This window comes from Odoribacter lunatus (assembly GCF_943193135.1).
Lineage (GTDB): Bacteria > Bacteroidota > Bacteroidia > Bacteroidales > Marinifilaceae > Culturomica > Culturomica lunata.
Genome location: NZ_CALPCZ010000021.1, coordinates 1 through 14,458 on the forward strand (window position 1 = coordinate 1; position 14,458 = coordinate 14,458).

10 protein-coding genes are annotated in these 14,458 nt (G+C 43.6%); 3 read left to right on the plus strand and 7 right to left on the minus strand.

All coding sequences use genetic code 11. The features are described 5' to 3' along the window. Positions 1–231: 231 nt before the first annotated feature. Both NFR61_RS08365 and NFR61_RS08370 read left to right on the plus strand, forming a co-directional pair. Positions 232–825 carry a MarC family protein gene (locus NFR61_RS08365; protein WP_251622983.1) on the plus strand — a complete coding sequence of 198 codons (594 nt, stop codon included), beginning with the start codon at positions 232–234 and terminating at the stop codon, positions 823–825. A gap of 113 nt (positions 826–938) precedes the next feature. Beyond that, complete coding sequence (locus tag NFR61_RS08370) at positions 939–1,787, plus strand: bifunctional methionine sulfoxide reductase B/A protein (RefSeq protein ID WP_251622985.1); 849 nt, start codon at positions 939–941, stop codon at positions 1,785–1,787. A gap of 40 nt (positions 1,788–1,827) precedes the next feature. On the opposite strand, the gene NFR61_RS08375 is transcribed toward NFR61_RS08370, so the two are convergent. Genes NFR61_RS08375 through NFR61_RS08400 form a run of 6 tightly spaced genes read right to left on the minus strand, consistent with a single transcriptional unit; the run spans position 1,828 to position 11,104 of the window. After that, positions 1,828–3,396 carry a PCMD domain-containing protein gene (locus NFR61_RS08375; protein ID WP_251622987.1) on the minus strand — a complete coding sequence of 523 codons (1,569 nt, stop codon included), beginning with the start codon at positions 3,394–3,396 and terminating at the stop codon, positions 1,828–1,830. A gap of 21 nt (positions 3,397–3,417) precedes the next feature. Beyond that, complete coding sequence (locus tag NFR61_RS08380) at positions 3,418–4,293, minus strand: hypothetical protein (protein WP_251622989.1); 876 nt, start codon at positions 4,291–4,293, stop codon at positions 3,418–3,420. A 10-nt stretch (positions 4,294–4,303) separates the two neighbouring features. Beyond that, entirely contained in the window at positions 4,304–5,035 is a 732-nt protein-coding gene (locus tag NFR61_RS08385; RefSeq protein ID WP_251622991.1) for a hypothetical protein, read from the minus strand. A gap of 4 nt (positions 5,036–5,039) precedes the next feature. Then, positions 5,040–7,217, minus strand: coding sequence for a DUF4493 domain-containing protein (locus NFR61_RS08390; RefSeq protein WP_251622993.1), 2,178 nt, complete (start codon positions 7,215–7,217; stop codon positions 5,040–5,042). Between the two features lie 10 nt (positions 7,218–7,227). Then, a complete protein-coding gene (locus NFR61_RS08395; protein WP_251622995.1) occupies positions 7,228–8,469 on the minus strand; it encodes a DUF4493 domain-containing protein in 1,242 nt (413 codons plus the stop codon). 34 nt (positions 8,470–8,503) lie between these two features. Then, positions 8,504–11,104, minus strand: coding sequence for a DUF4493 domain-containing protein (locus NFR61_RS08400; RefSeq protein ID WP_251622997.1), 2,601 nt, complete (start codon positions 11,102–11,104; stop codon positions 8,504–8,506). Positions 11,105–11,371: 267 nt separating this feature from the next. Here NFR61_RS08400 and NFR61_RS08405 point away from each other — a divergent pair, with 267 nt between their 5' ends. Beyond that, positions 11,372–11,917 (plus strand): DUF3332 domain-containing protein, encoded by a 546-nt coding sequence (locus NFR61_RS08405; protein WP_251622999.1) that lies wholly within the window; start codon positions 11,372–11,374, stop codon positions 11,915–11,917. A 371-nt stretch (positions 11,918–12,288) separates the two neighbouring features. Here the strand turns inward: NFR61_RS08405 and recG are convergent, their stop codons facing one another. Further along, positions 12,289–14,388, minus strand: a complete 2,100-nt coding sequence (gene recG / locus NFR61_RS08410; protein ID WP_251623000.1) for an ATP-dependent DNA helicase RecG — start codon at positions 14,386–14,388, stop codon at positions 12,289–12,291. Positions 14,389–14,458 lie beyond the last annotated feature (70 nt).

A 14,458-nucleotide genomic window follows, 5' to 3' on the forward strand; every position in this document is an offset into this window, starting at 1 on the left:
TGGTACTGCCGTCACTGGTGGGAGAGTAGGTAGACGCCGAATTTTGAAAAAGAGAGTCTTGGAAAAGACTCTCTTTTTTTATTGCATTATTTCCTATCAATTTTTTAACTATATTTATTGAAGTGTTGCTACTTCAATATAATTTTTTATTTTTGCCATTATAAAATTTAACAACATAATAAAATGTTGTTTGATTTCAAACATTCTTCATTTTAATAAGAAATACAAGTCATGGAAATTTATTTCAGTCTTAGAGAAGTGCTTAGTGCTTTTATCGTTTTGTTTGCCGTTATTGATATATTGGGCTCGATACCTATTATATTGGGATTAAAAGAGAAAAATAAAACAATTAATGCCGGACAGGCTGCTTTTTTTTCCTTTGCGATATTGGTTATTTTTTTATTTGTAGGGCAGGCACTGTTGGCTTTTTTCAGTGTGGATATTTCCTCTTTTGCAGTAGCGGGTGCTTTGGTTATATTGGTGCTTGGGTGTGAGATGATTTTCGGTGTAGAGATATTTAAGAATGACGGTCCGACTGATTCTGCAACATTGGTGCCTTTGGTATTTCCCTTGATAGCGGGAGCTGCTTCATTTACTACACTGCTTTCCCTGCGTGCGGAATATAATGTTTTGAATATAATACTGGCGGTCGCATTAAATATGTTGTGTGTGTATTTCGTATTGAAAAAAGTGGATTATGTACAGCGGATTTTTGGTAAAGGAGGAGTATATGTAATGCGTAAATTTTTCGGAATTATTCTGTTGGCGATAGCCGTCCGTCTTTTTACCTCCAATTTGAGCGCACTTTTGGAATCTTTGAAATAAATGGATACAAGAAACTAAGCTTACTCTTTTCCGTAAAATAGGAAAAGAAGTAAATGATGAAAAATGTCTTAATTTTAATCTGCTTGTTTATAAATTCGATAGCAATAGGACAAATGATGAAAAAAGAACTGACAGAGGAGGAAAAGAGGGTAATTGTATATAAAGGAACAGAGCGTCCGTTTACTGGGAAATATTACGATTTCAAAGAAAAAGGAACGTATCTGTGTAAACAGTGTGGAGCGCCTTTGTATTATTCGGAAGCCAAATTCGATTCCGGATGCGGATGGCCGAGTTTCGATGAAGAAATTTCCGGGGCGGTAAAACGAGTGCCGGATGTGGATGGAAGAAGGACTGAAATTATTTGTGCAAAATGTGGAGGACACTTGGGGCATGTTTTTATAGGTGAAGGATTTACGCCTAAAAATACGCGGCATTGTGTAAATTCAATATCAATGGATTTTCTTCCGGAGAATGGGAAAGATACTGAAACGGCTATTTTTGCCGGAGGGTGTTTTTGGGGAGTGGAGCATCTGATGCGTCAACAACCCGGTATATTATCGATAGAAGCGGGATATATCGGTGGTAATACCGAACATCCGACATATAAGGAGGTGTGTTCAAAAACAACCGGTCATGCGGAAGCTGTAAGAATTATGTTCGATCCGTCAAAGGTGAGTTATACTACATTGGCAAAATTATTTTTTGAGATTCATGATCCGACGCAGACAGACGGACAGGGACCGGATTTAGGAGACCAATACCGTTCGGAAATTTTTTATACGACAGACCGCCAAAAAGAAATAGCAGAAGAACTGATTCGGGAATTGAAAGGAAAAGGTTACAAGGTAGTAACCCGTGTTACGTCGGCGACAGATTTTTGGAAAGCGGAAGATTATCATCAAGATTATTACAACAAAACAGGTAAAGAACCTTATTGTCACCGATATACTCCGAGATTTTAATAAAAATACCGGGAAATGCTCCCGGTATTTTTTATGGGGCTTATTCGAACTCTAGTTTTAATTCGTCAAGCTGCAGGACACTGCCGTCTCCTCCCGTAAAATAGTCTCCGTATTTGCTGGCAGAGAAAACGATCACGATATACGTGGGTTTTCTGTTCGTGGCTCGATACTCCAGTTCAAGATTAAACTCTTGCCATGATGTAATATTTTCGGCTGTATAATATTCCGCATAAGCGATAACAGAGGGATCCTTGGGATTGAATAGATTACGGACGCTGGGTTTGGTGCGTATCTCGACGGGCTCTTTCGAATCGATCAGGGCGATATACATAGCGCACGTATCCGGTTGCCCTTTCAGGGCGGAAAGATCCGGATTACTGGAAGAAGTGTGACTGATGGGAGCGGATTTGTATTTATACATGCCCTTCAGGCGGAGTGGACGGGATGTGTAGGGGCGTCCGAAGTTGAGAATACCGTTCGTACCATCGGTCTTTACGTATTCTCCGGCAAACATATTACCGGCAGCCAACTTGCCCAATGAACCTATGCCTACGAACTTGGTCGATAGATAAGCTGATTGTCCCGAGGCTCCGGGCGCCACATCGGAACTGGGCGTCGTATTGCTCTCGCCCATGGTGGTGGCGCCTTTATTGCCAGTATCCCAAAAAGAAGAGGCTCCTTGTTCCCAGGGATACCAGAGTTTATTATTTTTCTCGTCAGTACACCAATTGTCAAAACTCGCGTTTTCCAGTGGGGTCGTAGGCTCTGTTGTAAATTGCAGTTCACTTCCGTAATTGTTGCCGGAATAGGCCCTGCATACATAGGATTTTTCGGGTTCCAGTCCGGTAACCTTGGCGGAAAAATTTCCGCCTTCGTGCGAGACGAGGGACGGATCCACTTTAATCCAGTTGGTCTCCGAGTTTTTTTTGTACTCGAATCCGTTATCGGCACCAGCTTGTCCCAATCCCTTGAAAAAGGCAATGGTGGCAAATGCGTCGGCAGATTCAGTCGTTACCACTTCCTGAGTCTGCATAACAATAACTTTCCAGGTCTCAGTGATATTTCGATATGTAACGGTAAATATCTGAGGTATCGTGAAATCTTTTACCGTAGATGGGGTGGGAGATATTTTGCTATTGGAGGGACCTAACTGAATTTCTTCGATAGTAATATTCCGTATAGATACGTTTTCCGGCACGAAGGCAAGTACACTTCGTCCGCTGGTATCGATTCTGCTTTGTCCGATTTGGTCTTTTACAACGAACTTCCGTTCGATAATCTGTTCCGCTTTCACCTGCCAGGTGTAATCCTGATAGGTAGATAACACGAATGTAAGCGGGGAAGTCAAATTCAGATACTCACCGGGGGCGGGAGTAATGCTTGTACTATCTGTCAGTTGATATGAGATAAGTTTTACGTGCGTAAGGTCGACGGTGTCCAGTAGATGTATGGTCAGTGTCAGATTTTCCGCATTGATTTCCGGATTCTCTTTCTGACCTTCGACAGTAAAAGACTTGAATCCTCCGAAAATAGTCGGATAGGGAATGTCGTTTTTAATGCAGGAAACCCCTAAAAAACAGACTGAAAAATAAACAAGTAAACGTTTCATCCGCTTTTAAATTATAATAATTTATATACAAACAGCCAAGCCCAGATTTAAACTGAGAATATTCAGCCGGAAATTAGCCAAACCTGTTGTACGGGAGCCTTTGCTCTCGTCATTGATAATTTGGGAAATCTTACGGTAGCGCAACCCTCCCACCTCAAACGAAAACTCAAACATGACCGAATTGGTGACAAATCCGCATATTCCGGGACGGATACCCAACTGTATTTCGTGCGTTGTTTGTGTGGTATAATTGGGAAATTCCGAATCGTCGGTCGACAGGTGCCCTTTGCCATATCCGTAAGTGAGATGGGTTTCATTGAAAAGACCGATACGGGGGTGCAAGCCCACGTAATGTCGGATAAATGCTGCACATTGATACATCTCGTCTTTGATCTCGGCATTATCTAACGTAAAACTCATATCATCTTCTATGGAAATGCTCAATTCCTTTATATCGAATCGGGTATTTCTGTAAGTAAAACGTCCGCCGACAGCCAGATTATCCTGAAAATACCAGCAGAAAAACGGGCTGACCCGAAATGAATAGGCTTGCCCTTCCCAGTCCTCGATAATCAGAAAATCATAAGCATCGTTACTTTCTTCGTAATAAGAGAAAGAGATGCCCGTTTGCCATGTTTTCCCGGGAATAAAAAGAGAATTGACTATACCGCGTTCCATGCGTTTTTTGGGCATGTCGATAGGCATCTTGATACCTAAAACTTTCAATCTCTTCTTTACTTCTTTCTTGGAAGGAATGTGATTGGTATCTTTTCTCCAGTAATCGGAATTGTGTATGGTATCGGAAACAGTGGGGGAAAAGACGTAAGAAGCTGCTTGTACGGAAAAGCAGCCTGCCGTGAAAAATAAAATCAATAATTGTCGTATCCCGTGTTTCACCCTGTTCCGATTATAGATAAAAAGAGAGTCCCAGACTCAAAGCCAAAAGATTGATTTTGAAATTGGCGGAACTGGTCTTTCTGGAGCCCACCACCACCTGATCTGTAGTTTGATTAATGGATTTAACATTAAAACCGAGCACGCCCACAGTCACTTCAACGGCGGTATAATCATTGACAAAAGCAATCATGCCGGGAGCCATCCCTAGCCCGAAATCAAAAGAAGACTCATAAGTTCCCGTAAGCGATTCTCCGCTTCCTGAAATAAGTTTGCTTTGCGTCCCACCGAACTTTAATTGAACCTCATTAAAAAGCCCGAAACGCTTGCTTTCTCCTAAATTCAGATAAGCCCGGAATAACCCGGTGGCGTAATAGCCGTGTTTCAGCGTATAAATATCGCTTAGGCTGAAACTCAGATCATCATCGATACTGATATCCAGATTATTGATTTTTAAAAGGGAGCGGGTATATTCGAACTTGCCGCCGCTGGCTAAATTATCCTTGAAACAATAAAGCAGAAACGGACTGACACTGAAATTATAACCTTCTCCGTTCCAGCCTTCGATTACAATGAATTTATAATTGTCGTTCGTATGTTGTGAATAAGAAATATTACATCCCGTAATCCATTGCCCTTTGGGAATAAAGGTAATTTGAGTAATTCCTCGGTCGAATCGCTGGGCAGACAGGCTAATCGGCAGGGAAAATATAAATAATAAAATAAGATAGTATAAACGATGCATATTTCTATTCAAAAACTAATTCAAATTCATCAATGTACAGCTCGCTGCCGATACCTCCGGTGTAATAATCGCCGTATTTACTGGAAGTAGCTGCCACAATGATGTAAGACGGTCTGACATTTTTCTTGTAATATTCCAAAGTAATCTCAAAAGCCTTGTAATCGTTCATCTTGACACTTGGAGTAACATCATTGCCTTGGTCGTCGAATTCCTCATTGCTCAACTCGGCGAAGGCAATGGTATGGGGATCCTCGCCGCGTTTGATTTTATCCATATCAAACAGCGTAGACTGATTCGTGGTGTTAAGATAATGTGCCTCGTCTGCCAGAATAATGTAAATATGGAAACGGTCCTCCTTGCCTGATAAACCGCCTTTTTTGTCCCAGTCGATGGTTTTGGAATTATACTTATAATATCCTTTCAGCTTTTGAGGACGGGATGTATAGGGTTGTCCGAACGTCATGGAAGCACCGCTGGTCCCTTCGATTTTACCGAATGTTCCGGAAAAAATATTCCCCGCGGCAAAAACATCGGCGACACCGAACGCTTTTGTATATTGAGATTTCAGCCAGGCGGATTTTCCGTTGGTAACGCCTGAAGGCAAAACGTCGGAAGACTGCGTAAGAACCAGTTTGGCGACTTCGGCAGCCTTGTTGCCCGTATCCCAGAACTTGTCTTTCTCCTCGCTTCCGGGAGCCCAGGGATACGTGCCGTCCCATTCGTCGAAACTGCTGTTGGGCAGGGGATCGGCCATGTCCGTCGTGAACATTTGAATATTGGCGGGAACGTCCGCTCCGTCTTTGGAAGACAACGTTTGATATTCATAAACGGTTTCAGGCTCCAGCTTATCGATGGACGCGTAAAATTGTTTCTTGTTGCTGATAATTTCAGACGCAGGAACGGTAATCCAATCCGCATCGGAACCGCCTTTTATACGGTAGCGGATTTGAAGGCCCTCGGGCTGGTCATTCGTCATCCATTGCCCGCCAATTCGGGCATGGCGTGCCCATACATCGCCCGATGTGTTGCCGGGGACACCCAAAGTCAGAACGTCCGCATCCACAATCGAAAGCTGGAATGTGGCTGCATTGTTTTTGCCTTTCGAGTCATATACCCGGAAGGTGAATTCGTAACTGCCGGTTTCCAGACGGTCCAGCATAGGCGTGAAATCCATACTTACCGTACTGTCGGTTTCTCTTTCCCAAACCAATCCGGCGCTTTGCATCGTCTCGAATGCGGATGATTGAATCTTGTATAGATTAAAATTATAGGGGACATTGTTCGTGTATAAATGCTCGCAATTGTGTTCAAACAAAATCGAATCGATGGAAGGGGTCCCTTTGATATTGATTTTGTAAGCGGCATTTTCATACTTTTTATATTGCAGCGCCACAGGGACGGTTATGTCGAAATTTTCTCCGGTGATTTCGGGCAGCGTGCGCAAAACAATCATGACGACCGTATCCGTGCGGACAACATCATCATTGGCGATAATATTCACTTTTACGCCCCCTTCTTCTGAATTCTGTTGATTATCAATATCGAAATTCAGGGAATAATGCTGCCGTTTTTTAGCTTGAAACTCTCCGTTTTTCTTGAAAGACTGTCCGGCAGTATTTATGGCCGTTAATTCCCACGAAAGTCGCATACTGTCATTGGCGATTTTAAAATAACCGCTTTCTTGATTGTCTTCTGTAAAAGTAATACATCCTTTGGGAACACTTACAGAAGTTTTGTAAGAAGAAAAATATTGCTTGATCCGTTCCGAATAATTGACAGAGACCTTCGCATTGGCCAACGTGCATTTAACCTCTGCCTGGGAGGCCTCGTTGGACTTTACGGAAAATTTCTCGCTTCCCGTGAAATAAGGACTGGAAAAAGCTGCATCAGGATTATTACCCGAAGTTACCTCCGCTGTATAGATTCCGGCTGCCAGTGCGATTTCTTCCGGCATATCCTCCTGCGTAGCATATCTTTTTATCGTCCGTCCGTCCTCGTTCTTAATGACCACGGCATAATCTCTTTCCGTACTTCTTACCGCTATGGCGGGAGTTGTCTGGGTATTGAAGCTTACCTTCAAATCCAGCAATCCGTCACCATCCTGTTCAATCTTGTCATCCTGGCAGGAGAAAAAAGAACAGGAAGATAAAAATAGCAGCAATCCAATATTAATTTTCGACATAAGGCAATTTTTAATCGTGATTAACGAGGGTCAGCGTCTTGGTTAAAGACGAATTCTCGTAATCATCCACTGTTATGATAAATTTATGGGTACCGGCTTGTAGCAGCAACGCGGTAAACTTGCTGATATCGAACACAAGAGAGGTCTTCCCTCTGACATCGCCGTCGATCAACCCCAGACCTTCCGCACCAAAAGCCGCTTTCAACGCAGGGGTAAGGTCACCTAAATTGAACTTCTTGGGAATGCCTAAAGCGCCCAGCTCCTCTTCCGTTAGGAATTCCGATTCTATTTCTACCCATAAATTGTAAATCTGGTGTGCTGCATTGATATCGACAACGACATCTTTGGTTTCTCCGACTGCAAACTCAATAGCCTTGTCTATATCGAAACCTCGTCCCACAATACTGATAGCTTCGGAAGGAGAACCGGGAGTCGGATCTACCGGAATTGTATCGGGATCTTCAACGGGGTCGTCATCGGGAGGAACGATGATATCTTTATTAATGACATCGACATCCGTATTTACATGAATGGTTAATTGCATGGAACTGTATGTGACATCAAATTCAAGATTCTGATGCTGACCGGGTTTAATGGAATCAAGATCCACCCGCGCGCGGATAATCTCTCCGTCATACCGTTCTCCGTTCAGCACTGCGATTAATTTTTCCGGTTTGAAATATCCAGCAAGAGCGGCGGTTTTATCGAAATCGAGGTGGGCATTTTCATTGCTGCTTAATGCTATGATGGCGTGATAAGAGGTCAGTTCTTTCTGCAGTTTCTCCGTATAGGAAACCGTCACTTTCACATTTTCTTGAGTGCAGTTGATGTCCGCCAGCTGGGTGACGGAGGCTTTCTTTATGGTAAAGATTTCCGAAGTTCCTTGGTAATAAGGCGTTTCCCAAGCCGCTGCCGGCATTTCTCTCAAAGAAGAGGCGACGATATAATATTCTCCCGTATACAGGGCGATGATTTCGGGCATATTGCCGTATTCATAGACGGCATCCGCCTTGTTCACATCTTGGGCGACGGTGCCGGTCTTGTTATCGTAAACCGTAACGATAAAATCTTTCGTATCGATGGCTGCTCTTGAAGCGGGCGTCGTATTTTGCGTAAGCAGTACATTGAGACCCATATTCAACCGCAGGGAACCGCTTTCCGTCCGTGGGTCCGACTCGATATGCTCTTTCTTGCAGGCAAGAACGGAAAAGAGAGCGATCAAAAAGATAAAAACACGTGCAAATCTTTTCATGGTATATTATTTTCAATGATTATACAACATAGTATTACTCGTAATCGAGGGAAACATCTGCAATAAAAAATTCACTACCGGTACAGACTGCATTAGCTGGAATATTTTGTGTGAAGCGTTTGATACCGTTATCTCCATCTTCTTTACTTTGGTCATGAGAACAACTGGAAGACGAAGCGAACATGATTTTTAACTTCGCGGCTTTTGTTTGGATATCCGTATAGTTTATTGCTACGGAAGTTTTTGCTAAAGTTTCTTGGTTTTCAAAGGTCGCTTCTCCTGTTCCGATGATATTGTCGGTAGCATCGAGTACCTCTATTTTTACAAGAGCCTGGTCTCCGTTGTGTCCGTTATATGTATATGAAAATCTTAAAACGGACGGACGGGACGTAAATTCAATACCTTCTTCGTAGGTTTCGTTGTGATTGTCGTGATTGTAAGTGTAATTTGCTCCCAAAAATAATTTTCCGGCGGAATGGTGTTTTATATTCGGTGGTGTTAAATCGGATAATTTTGTTTGTGAAGTTAGAGTACCATATTTGTTTTCAGGTGTTTCTCCTTGAAAGTCCCAACCGACATTTCGCAATAGAACGCCGGTTGAATTATTCTCAGGATATGGTAAAGTCGAGGCGATGATATACCATGTGTTGGGTGTTTTTGCCTTGTCTACAGGGGGCATAGTTTTAGCATTAACGGTAAGCCATGAATTTTTGCCTTCATAGTAATGTATTGTTTCTGTTTCTTGTTTTTTATTACCAGAGCCAAATGCGCCAGTCCACCCATATTCTCCGCCTTTATGGATTGAGCTTGTTGTAGCAGAAAATTCGATAGGTTTTAATTCCAAAGCTTCTTCTGTTTTAATCTCGATCGGTTCCGAGTAACAGATGTCCAGATCCGCTTTGGCGTCGAAAGCCACCCGGACATAGTAAGTGTGATCGCTTTCTAATTTATTCACCTGAAACAGGACCAGATCGTGGGTCTTGTCGAATGAAAAATCTTCTGTATTCACGTGGGTCCAGGTCGTTTTATTCGTTGAAATCTGGACGTCGTATTGTTCGATCAGCGTATTTTGCGCCAGTCCGTTCGTACCGTCCGTCTGTTCGATATTCAGATAGGCGCGTTTTGCCCATTCCGGTCCGTCTTTTTGGAGCCGGAACGTCGGATTAACGGCGCTCAGCGTGACTTCATTCGTCGTTTCGTCTCCGTATTTGGCACGGAACTGGAGCATCGGTTTGTTGATATTGACTCCGGCGTACACGTACACGGTATCCATCGTGGCGTTCCAAGTCCAGGAATTGATATTGCATTTCGTCCATTCCTTCACGCCGAATGCCAGGTTTTCATTCAGATACTCGATGATGATATTCTCAGGGGCGCCGCCGCTTATCCGGATTTTAAACGGATACTCCAAACTACGGGCAATAGCGGGACGCTCCGGGGCGACTAATTCAAAAAGCGGGGGAGTAATGTGGAATTTGAGATTCAGGGGAACGCAATGCTGCCCCGAAACATCCGCCACATCCACTGTAATCGTATGTTTTCCGGCAGGCAGATTGGTAACGATACCCGAAAAATCGATCTCCGCCATATTGGCATCCTCCATATCGTTCGACCACTTCAGACCGAAGCGAAGCAGGCGGTTCCTGTTGGCGCTGGTCAGTGAAAGCAAATCGACATTTGCCGGCCACCCGGCGGCGATTAAACCGACGGAGGCGGTTTTTATCCGGCACGAACCGATTTTCCCTAGGGCGGTGATCAGCGTATAAAACGTTTTTTCGTCACAGCTTTCCCCCACTAAATATTTATAAACGGGCACCGTATCGAAAGCCGGCGTAAGGTATGGTTTCTTGTGCGCCTGCCAGTCCTGCGGCAAAGCGACCTCGATAGGTTGCTCGACGGTGGTCGAATCGAAACTGATTAACAGCTTCTCATACCCCTGTTCACCACCGAGAGAAACGTTGAAATGATAATATTCGGCGGCTTTCGTTTCCGGAAGGGATACGGCAAGCAGCGAATTCGTCGTTAAATCGTTCTTGGTCATGTTCAGCAGCACATCCAGTTTACCCGCCGGTAAAAAAGCCGTGCGTTTCTCTCCCTTGCCGAATGTAATCGTATCGACGGAAGTAATGAGCTGCGTGGAATAATCTTTGAAATAACTGCTGAAATTCTCGCGATAGCGGACACTTGCCAGCACATTGCCGATACCGGCGGTAAGTGTAACATTGTTTTCTTCGTCCTCTTGAAGGAGCAGCGTCGTGTCACCGCAGAAACAGGGAGCGTCGAAATTACTTTTTTCTGATGTGCCACAGGACGCCTTGATTTGAAGATTGTTGGCTTGAATCTTCACGGGGTGCGGCATCTCTGAATAGGATTCCCATTCCTTTATGACGACGCCGGAAGCATTCAGCAACTGAATCTTAAACTCATCGGCCTCCGGTATTTTAAAAAGCGAATCCGGCACCTGAGCGCGGGTGACGATTCTGAAATCGGAACTCGGATTCAAATCGAGATTGAAGCTGATTTCTTTTTCACCTTTGTGCTCGATATGCTTTTTCTCGCATCCGTAGAAAAGCAGGAAAAACAAGCAACAGACAACGGAGAAAAAACGATATATTGATACTATATACTGATTCATAACATTCAAGTTTATCTCTTCATGAGAATATCATACAAAAATCGTGCAAAAAGATTTAAAAAGGAGAAAAAAATTGTATTTTAACACTTCCCCATGAAAATAGTATACGGATTATAAAATATAGGGACTGCAATTTTTATTGGAAAAAATGTAATATAGGCATGATTTTTGTTAAAACCTTTATGTGAAGAAAATAGTATAGAACAAATCAGAAGATTGTAAGTATAAAGAGATAGATAATTGATTATTAATAAAAAAGAAAAAACAATGAAAAAATTAATTAGACAAACAACTGCTGTTGTGTTGATTGCATCAATGGGCGCATTGATGTCAGGATGTTTCGGTTCTTTCGCGTTGACAAGCAAATTGCATCGTTGGAACGGAGAAGTTTCCAATTCAAAATTTGTGAACGAGTTGGTATTCCTCGGCTTGTGCATCCTTCCGGTTTATGAAATAGCTTGTTTGGGTGACGTGCTTATTTTCAACTCTATTGAATTTTGGGGAGGAAACAACCCGATTGCCATGAATGCTGGTGACGTGGAAGAAATGGACGTTTTGCACGAAGGACAGATGTATAAAATGATTAAAAAACAGAATAGTTTGACTTTGGCATCTGCTGAAGGAAACGATGCTGTCAATTTCCAATATTTCCCCAAAGAAAAAGCATGGTACCTGATGGAAGGCGAAAACAAAGTAAAAGTGGTTGAAATGAAAGACAAGAGCGTTTTCACCTATCTGCCCAATCACAAAACATTGGTATTCGACCAGACTACAGTAGATTTGATTCCGTCGGAAGTAATGGCGGCAAAATAAAGAGCGATTGGAAAAGTAGAATCTTTATAGATTACAATCCTATATTAAAGAGAGGCTGATAATTCGGCCTCTCTTTTTTGTATCCGGACAGGCACTTTCTTATAGTTTCCGATACATTCCCGTATGGAATGGACATATTCAATCATAGTCTAAAGCCTCTATATCGATTCTATAAAGTGCTTATAAAGCGCTTACAAAGTGCTTATAAAGTGCTTCGCAAAGCACTTTATAAGGGATTTGATGGCATTTTGTATATACTTTATACAAGAGATATAGCATAGTAGGAGAATAGACAGAGACGTGAAATATATACGGAATCCACAAGAAATCCCCTCAAATGAGTAGTGTTTGTCCGATAAATAGTGCAGGGATTAGCTGATAAACCGCCAGTTGATTTTGGTTTTAAACAAGCGTTTGATTTGAGCCGCAAAGACGGAATTTTCCTCTTTCTGCAAATCGGGGTCGTCTTGCAGAATGACATTGGCTGCCTGGGAGGCTTCGTTTAGTATAAGTCCGTCTTTGCCGAGGTGGGCAACTTTCAGATTACATGTGAGGCCGCTTTGCTGGGTGCCTTCGATATCGCCGGGGCCCCGTAGTTTCAGGTCGGCTTCCGCAATTTCAAAGCCGTCGTTGGTGGCGGTCATCGTTTCGATGCGTTGTCTGGACTCATTGGAAAGTTTGTAGGAGGTCATGAGGATGCAGTAGGATTGTTCCGCTCCCCGTCCTACGCGTCCGCGTAATTGGTGGAGTTGCGACAGGCCGAAGCGTTCGGAGCTTTCGATGACCATGACGGAAGCGTTGGGTACGTTTACCCCGACTTCGATAACAGTTGTCGCTACCAGGATTTGGGTCTCGCCGTTTACAAAGCGACGCATCTCCTCGTCTTTGTCCACGTTTTTCATTTTACCGTGTACCATGCTGGTTGAAAAGCCGAGAGGGAGGAAGTATTGATTGACTTTGTCGTATCCGTCCTCCAGGTTGCGGAAGTCCATTTTTTCCGATTCGGAAATAAGGGGATAAACGATGTATGCTTGTCGTCCTTTGCGTAATTCTTTTTCGATGAACTGAAAGACGTCGTTTCGTTTCTTGTCGTAACAATGAAGGGTAGTGATGGGTTTACGGCCGGGAGGAAGTTCGTCGATGACGGAGACATCCAGGTCGCCGTAAAGGGTCATGGCGAGAGTGCGGGGGATGGGGGTGGCTGTCATGACAAGTACGTGGGGAGGAATGTTGTTTTTGTGCCAAAGCTTGGCGCGTTGGGCAACTCCGAAGCGGTGTTGTTCGTCGATGATGACGAGTCCTACGTTGTTGAAGGTGACGACATCTTCTAAGAGTGCGTGGGTGCCTACGATGATTTGCAATGTGCCGTCCGTAAGTTGTTCGTGAATGCTTTCCCTTTCCTTTTTCTTGGTGGACCCCGTGAGAAGGGCTATGTTGATGTCTAGCCCTTTAAGCAGTTCCCTGATGGTATCGAAATGCTGGTTGGCCAGGATTTCAGTAGGTGCCATCAGGCAGGTTTGGTAATGGTTGTCGAGAGCCATGAGCATGCACATGACGGCGACTAATGTTTTCCCGCTCCCGACATCGCCTTGCAACAGTCTGTTCATCTGTTTCCCGCTTCCGCAGTCCTGCCGGATTTCTTTGATGACTCTTTTTTGGGCGGAGGTAAGCGGAAAAGGAAGGTTTTGGTTGTAAAAGGTGTTGAAATAGTCTCCGATAAGCGGAAATGTGCAGCCTTTAAAATAGGTCTTGCGCTTGTATTTTAGTTTCAGTATATTGAGCTGGATGTAAAAAAGCTCTTCAAATTTCAGGCGGAATATGGCTTTTTTCAGTATTTCGGGCGAAGCGGGAAAGTGTATGTTATAGAGGGCTTCGTGTAGGCAGATTAATCCGAATTTTTTCAGGAACCAGGCCGGAAGAGTTTCCGGTATCTTACCGTTCAGTTGTCTGAATATTTCCGCCTGCATCTTACTGATGGCTTTGGAGTTCAGAAAAGCTTTTTTCATCTTTTCTGTGGTCGGATAGACGGCCTGGAATCCTACGAGCAGTTTGGATGCTTTTCCGAAATCGTCCAGTTCGGGGTGGACGATGTTGATTTTTCGGTTGAATGACGACGGCTGGCCGAAAATCAGGTATTCTTTGCCGGCTTCTATTTGGCTAGGTAAATATTTAAGGCCTTTGAACCATACGAGTTCCAGTTCGCCGCTTTCATCGTAAGCGGTGGCAACCATGCGTTGGCTTTTTCCTGCACCGACGATTTTAAGGTCCCGGATACGGGCTTTGATTTGGATGTAAGGAAGTTGGGAGTTTAGTTCCGCAATGGGATAGATGCGTGAGCGGTCGATATAGCGGTAGGGGATGTGATATAATAAATCTTCGTAACTTTCTATATCAAGTTCCGTGTGTAGCAGGGATGCCCTCTTCTCGCCGACTCCCGGCAAGTATTTTATATTTAAACCGGCAATTTCCAATTTTCAGTGTAATTTGCTCTGATCGGGGAACGAAAATAAAAAAAATATATGAGTTGATTCGGGATGTCGG

What these genes read in the sequence shown, in the direction of transcription:
- NFR61_RS08400 (WP_251622997.1), bottom strand. Translation starts at nt 11,104, where the DNA reads ATGAATCAGTATATAGTATCAATATATCGTTTTTTCTCCGTTGTCTGT.
- NFR61_RS08370 (WP_251622985.1), top strand. Translation starts at nt 939, where the DNA reads ATGATGAAAAAAGAACTGACAGAGGAGGAAAAGAGGGTAATTGTATAT.
- NFR61_RS08385 (WP_251622991.1), bottom strand. Translation starts at nt 5,035, where the DNA reads ATGCATCGTTTATACTATCTTATTTTATTATTTATATTTTCCCTGCCG.
- NFR61_RS08375 (WP_251622987.1), bottom strand. Translation starts at nt 3,396, where the DNA reads ATGAAACGTTTACTTGTTTATTTTTCAGTCTGTTTTTTAGGGGTTTCC.
- NFR61_RS08395 (WP_251622995.1), bottom strand. Translation starts at nt 8,469, where the DNA reads ATGAAAAGATTTGCACGTGTTTTTATCTTTTTGATCGCTCTCTTTTCC.
- NFR61_RS08390 (WP_251622993.1), bottom strand. Translation starts at nt 7,217, where the DNA reads ATGTCGAAAATTAATATTGGATTGCTGCTATTTTTATCTTCCTGTTCT.
- NFR61_RS08365 (WP_251622983.1), top strand. Translation starts at nt 232, where the DNA reads ATGGAAATTTATTTCAGTCTTAGAGAAGTGCTTAGTGCTTTTATCGTT.
- NFR61_RS08405 (WP_251622999.1), top strand. Translation starts at nt 11,372, where the DNA reads ATGAAAAAATTAATTAGACAAACAACTGCTGTTGTGTTGATTGCATCA.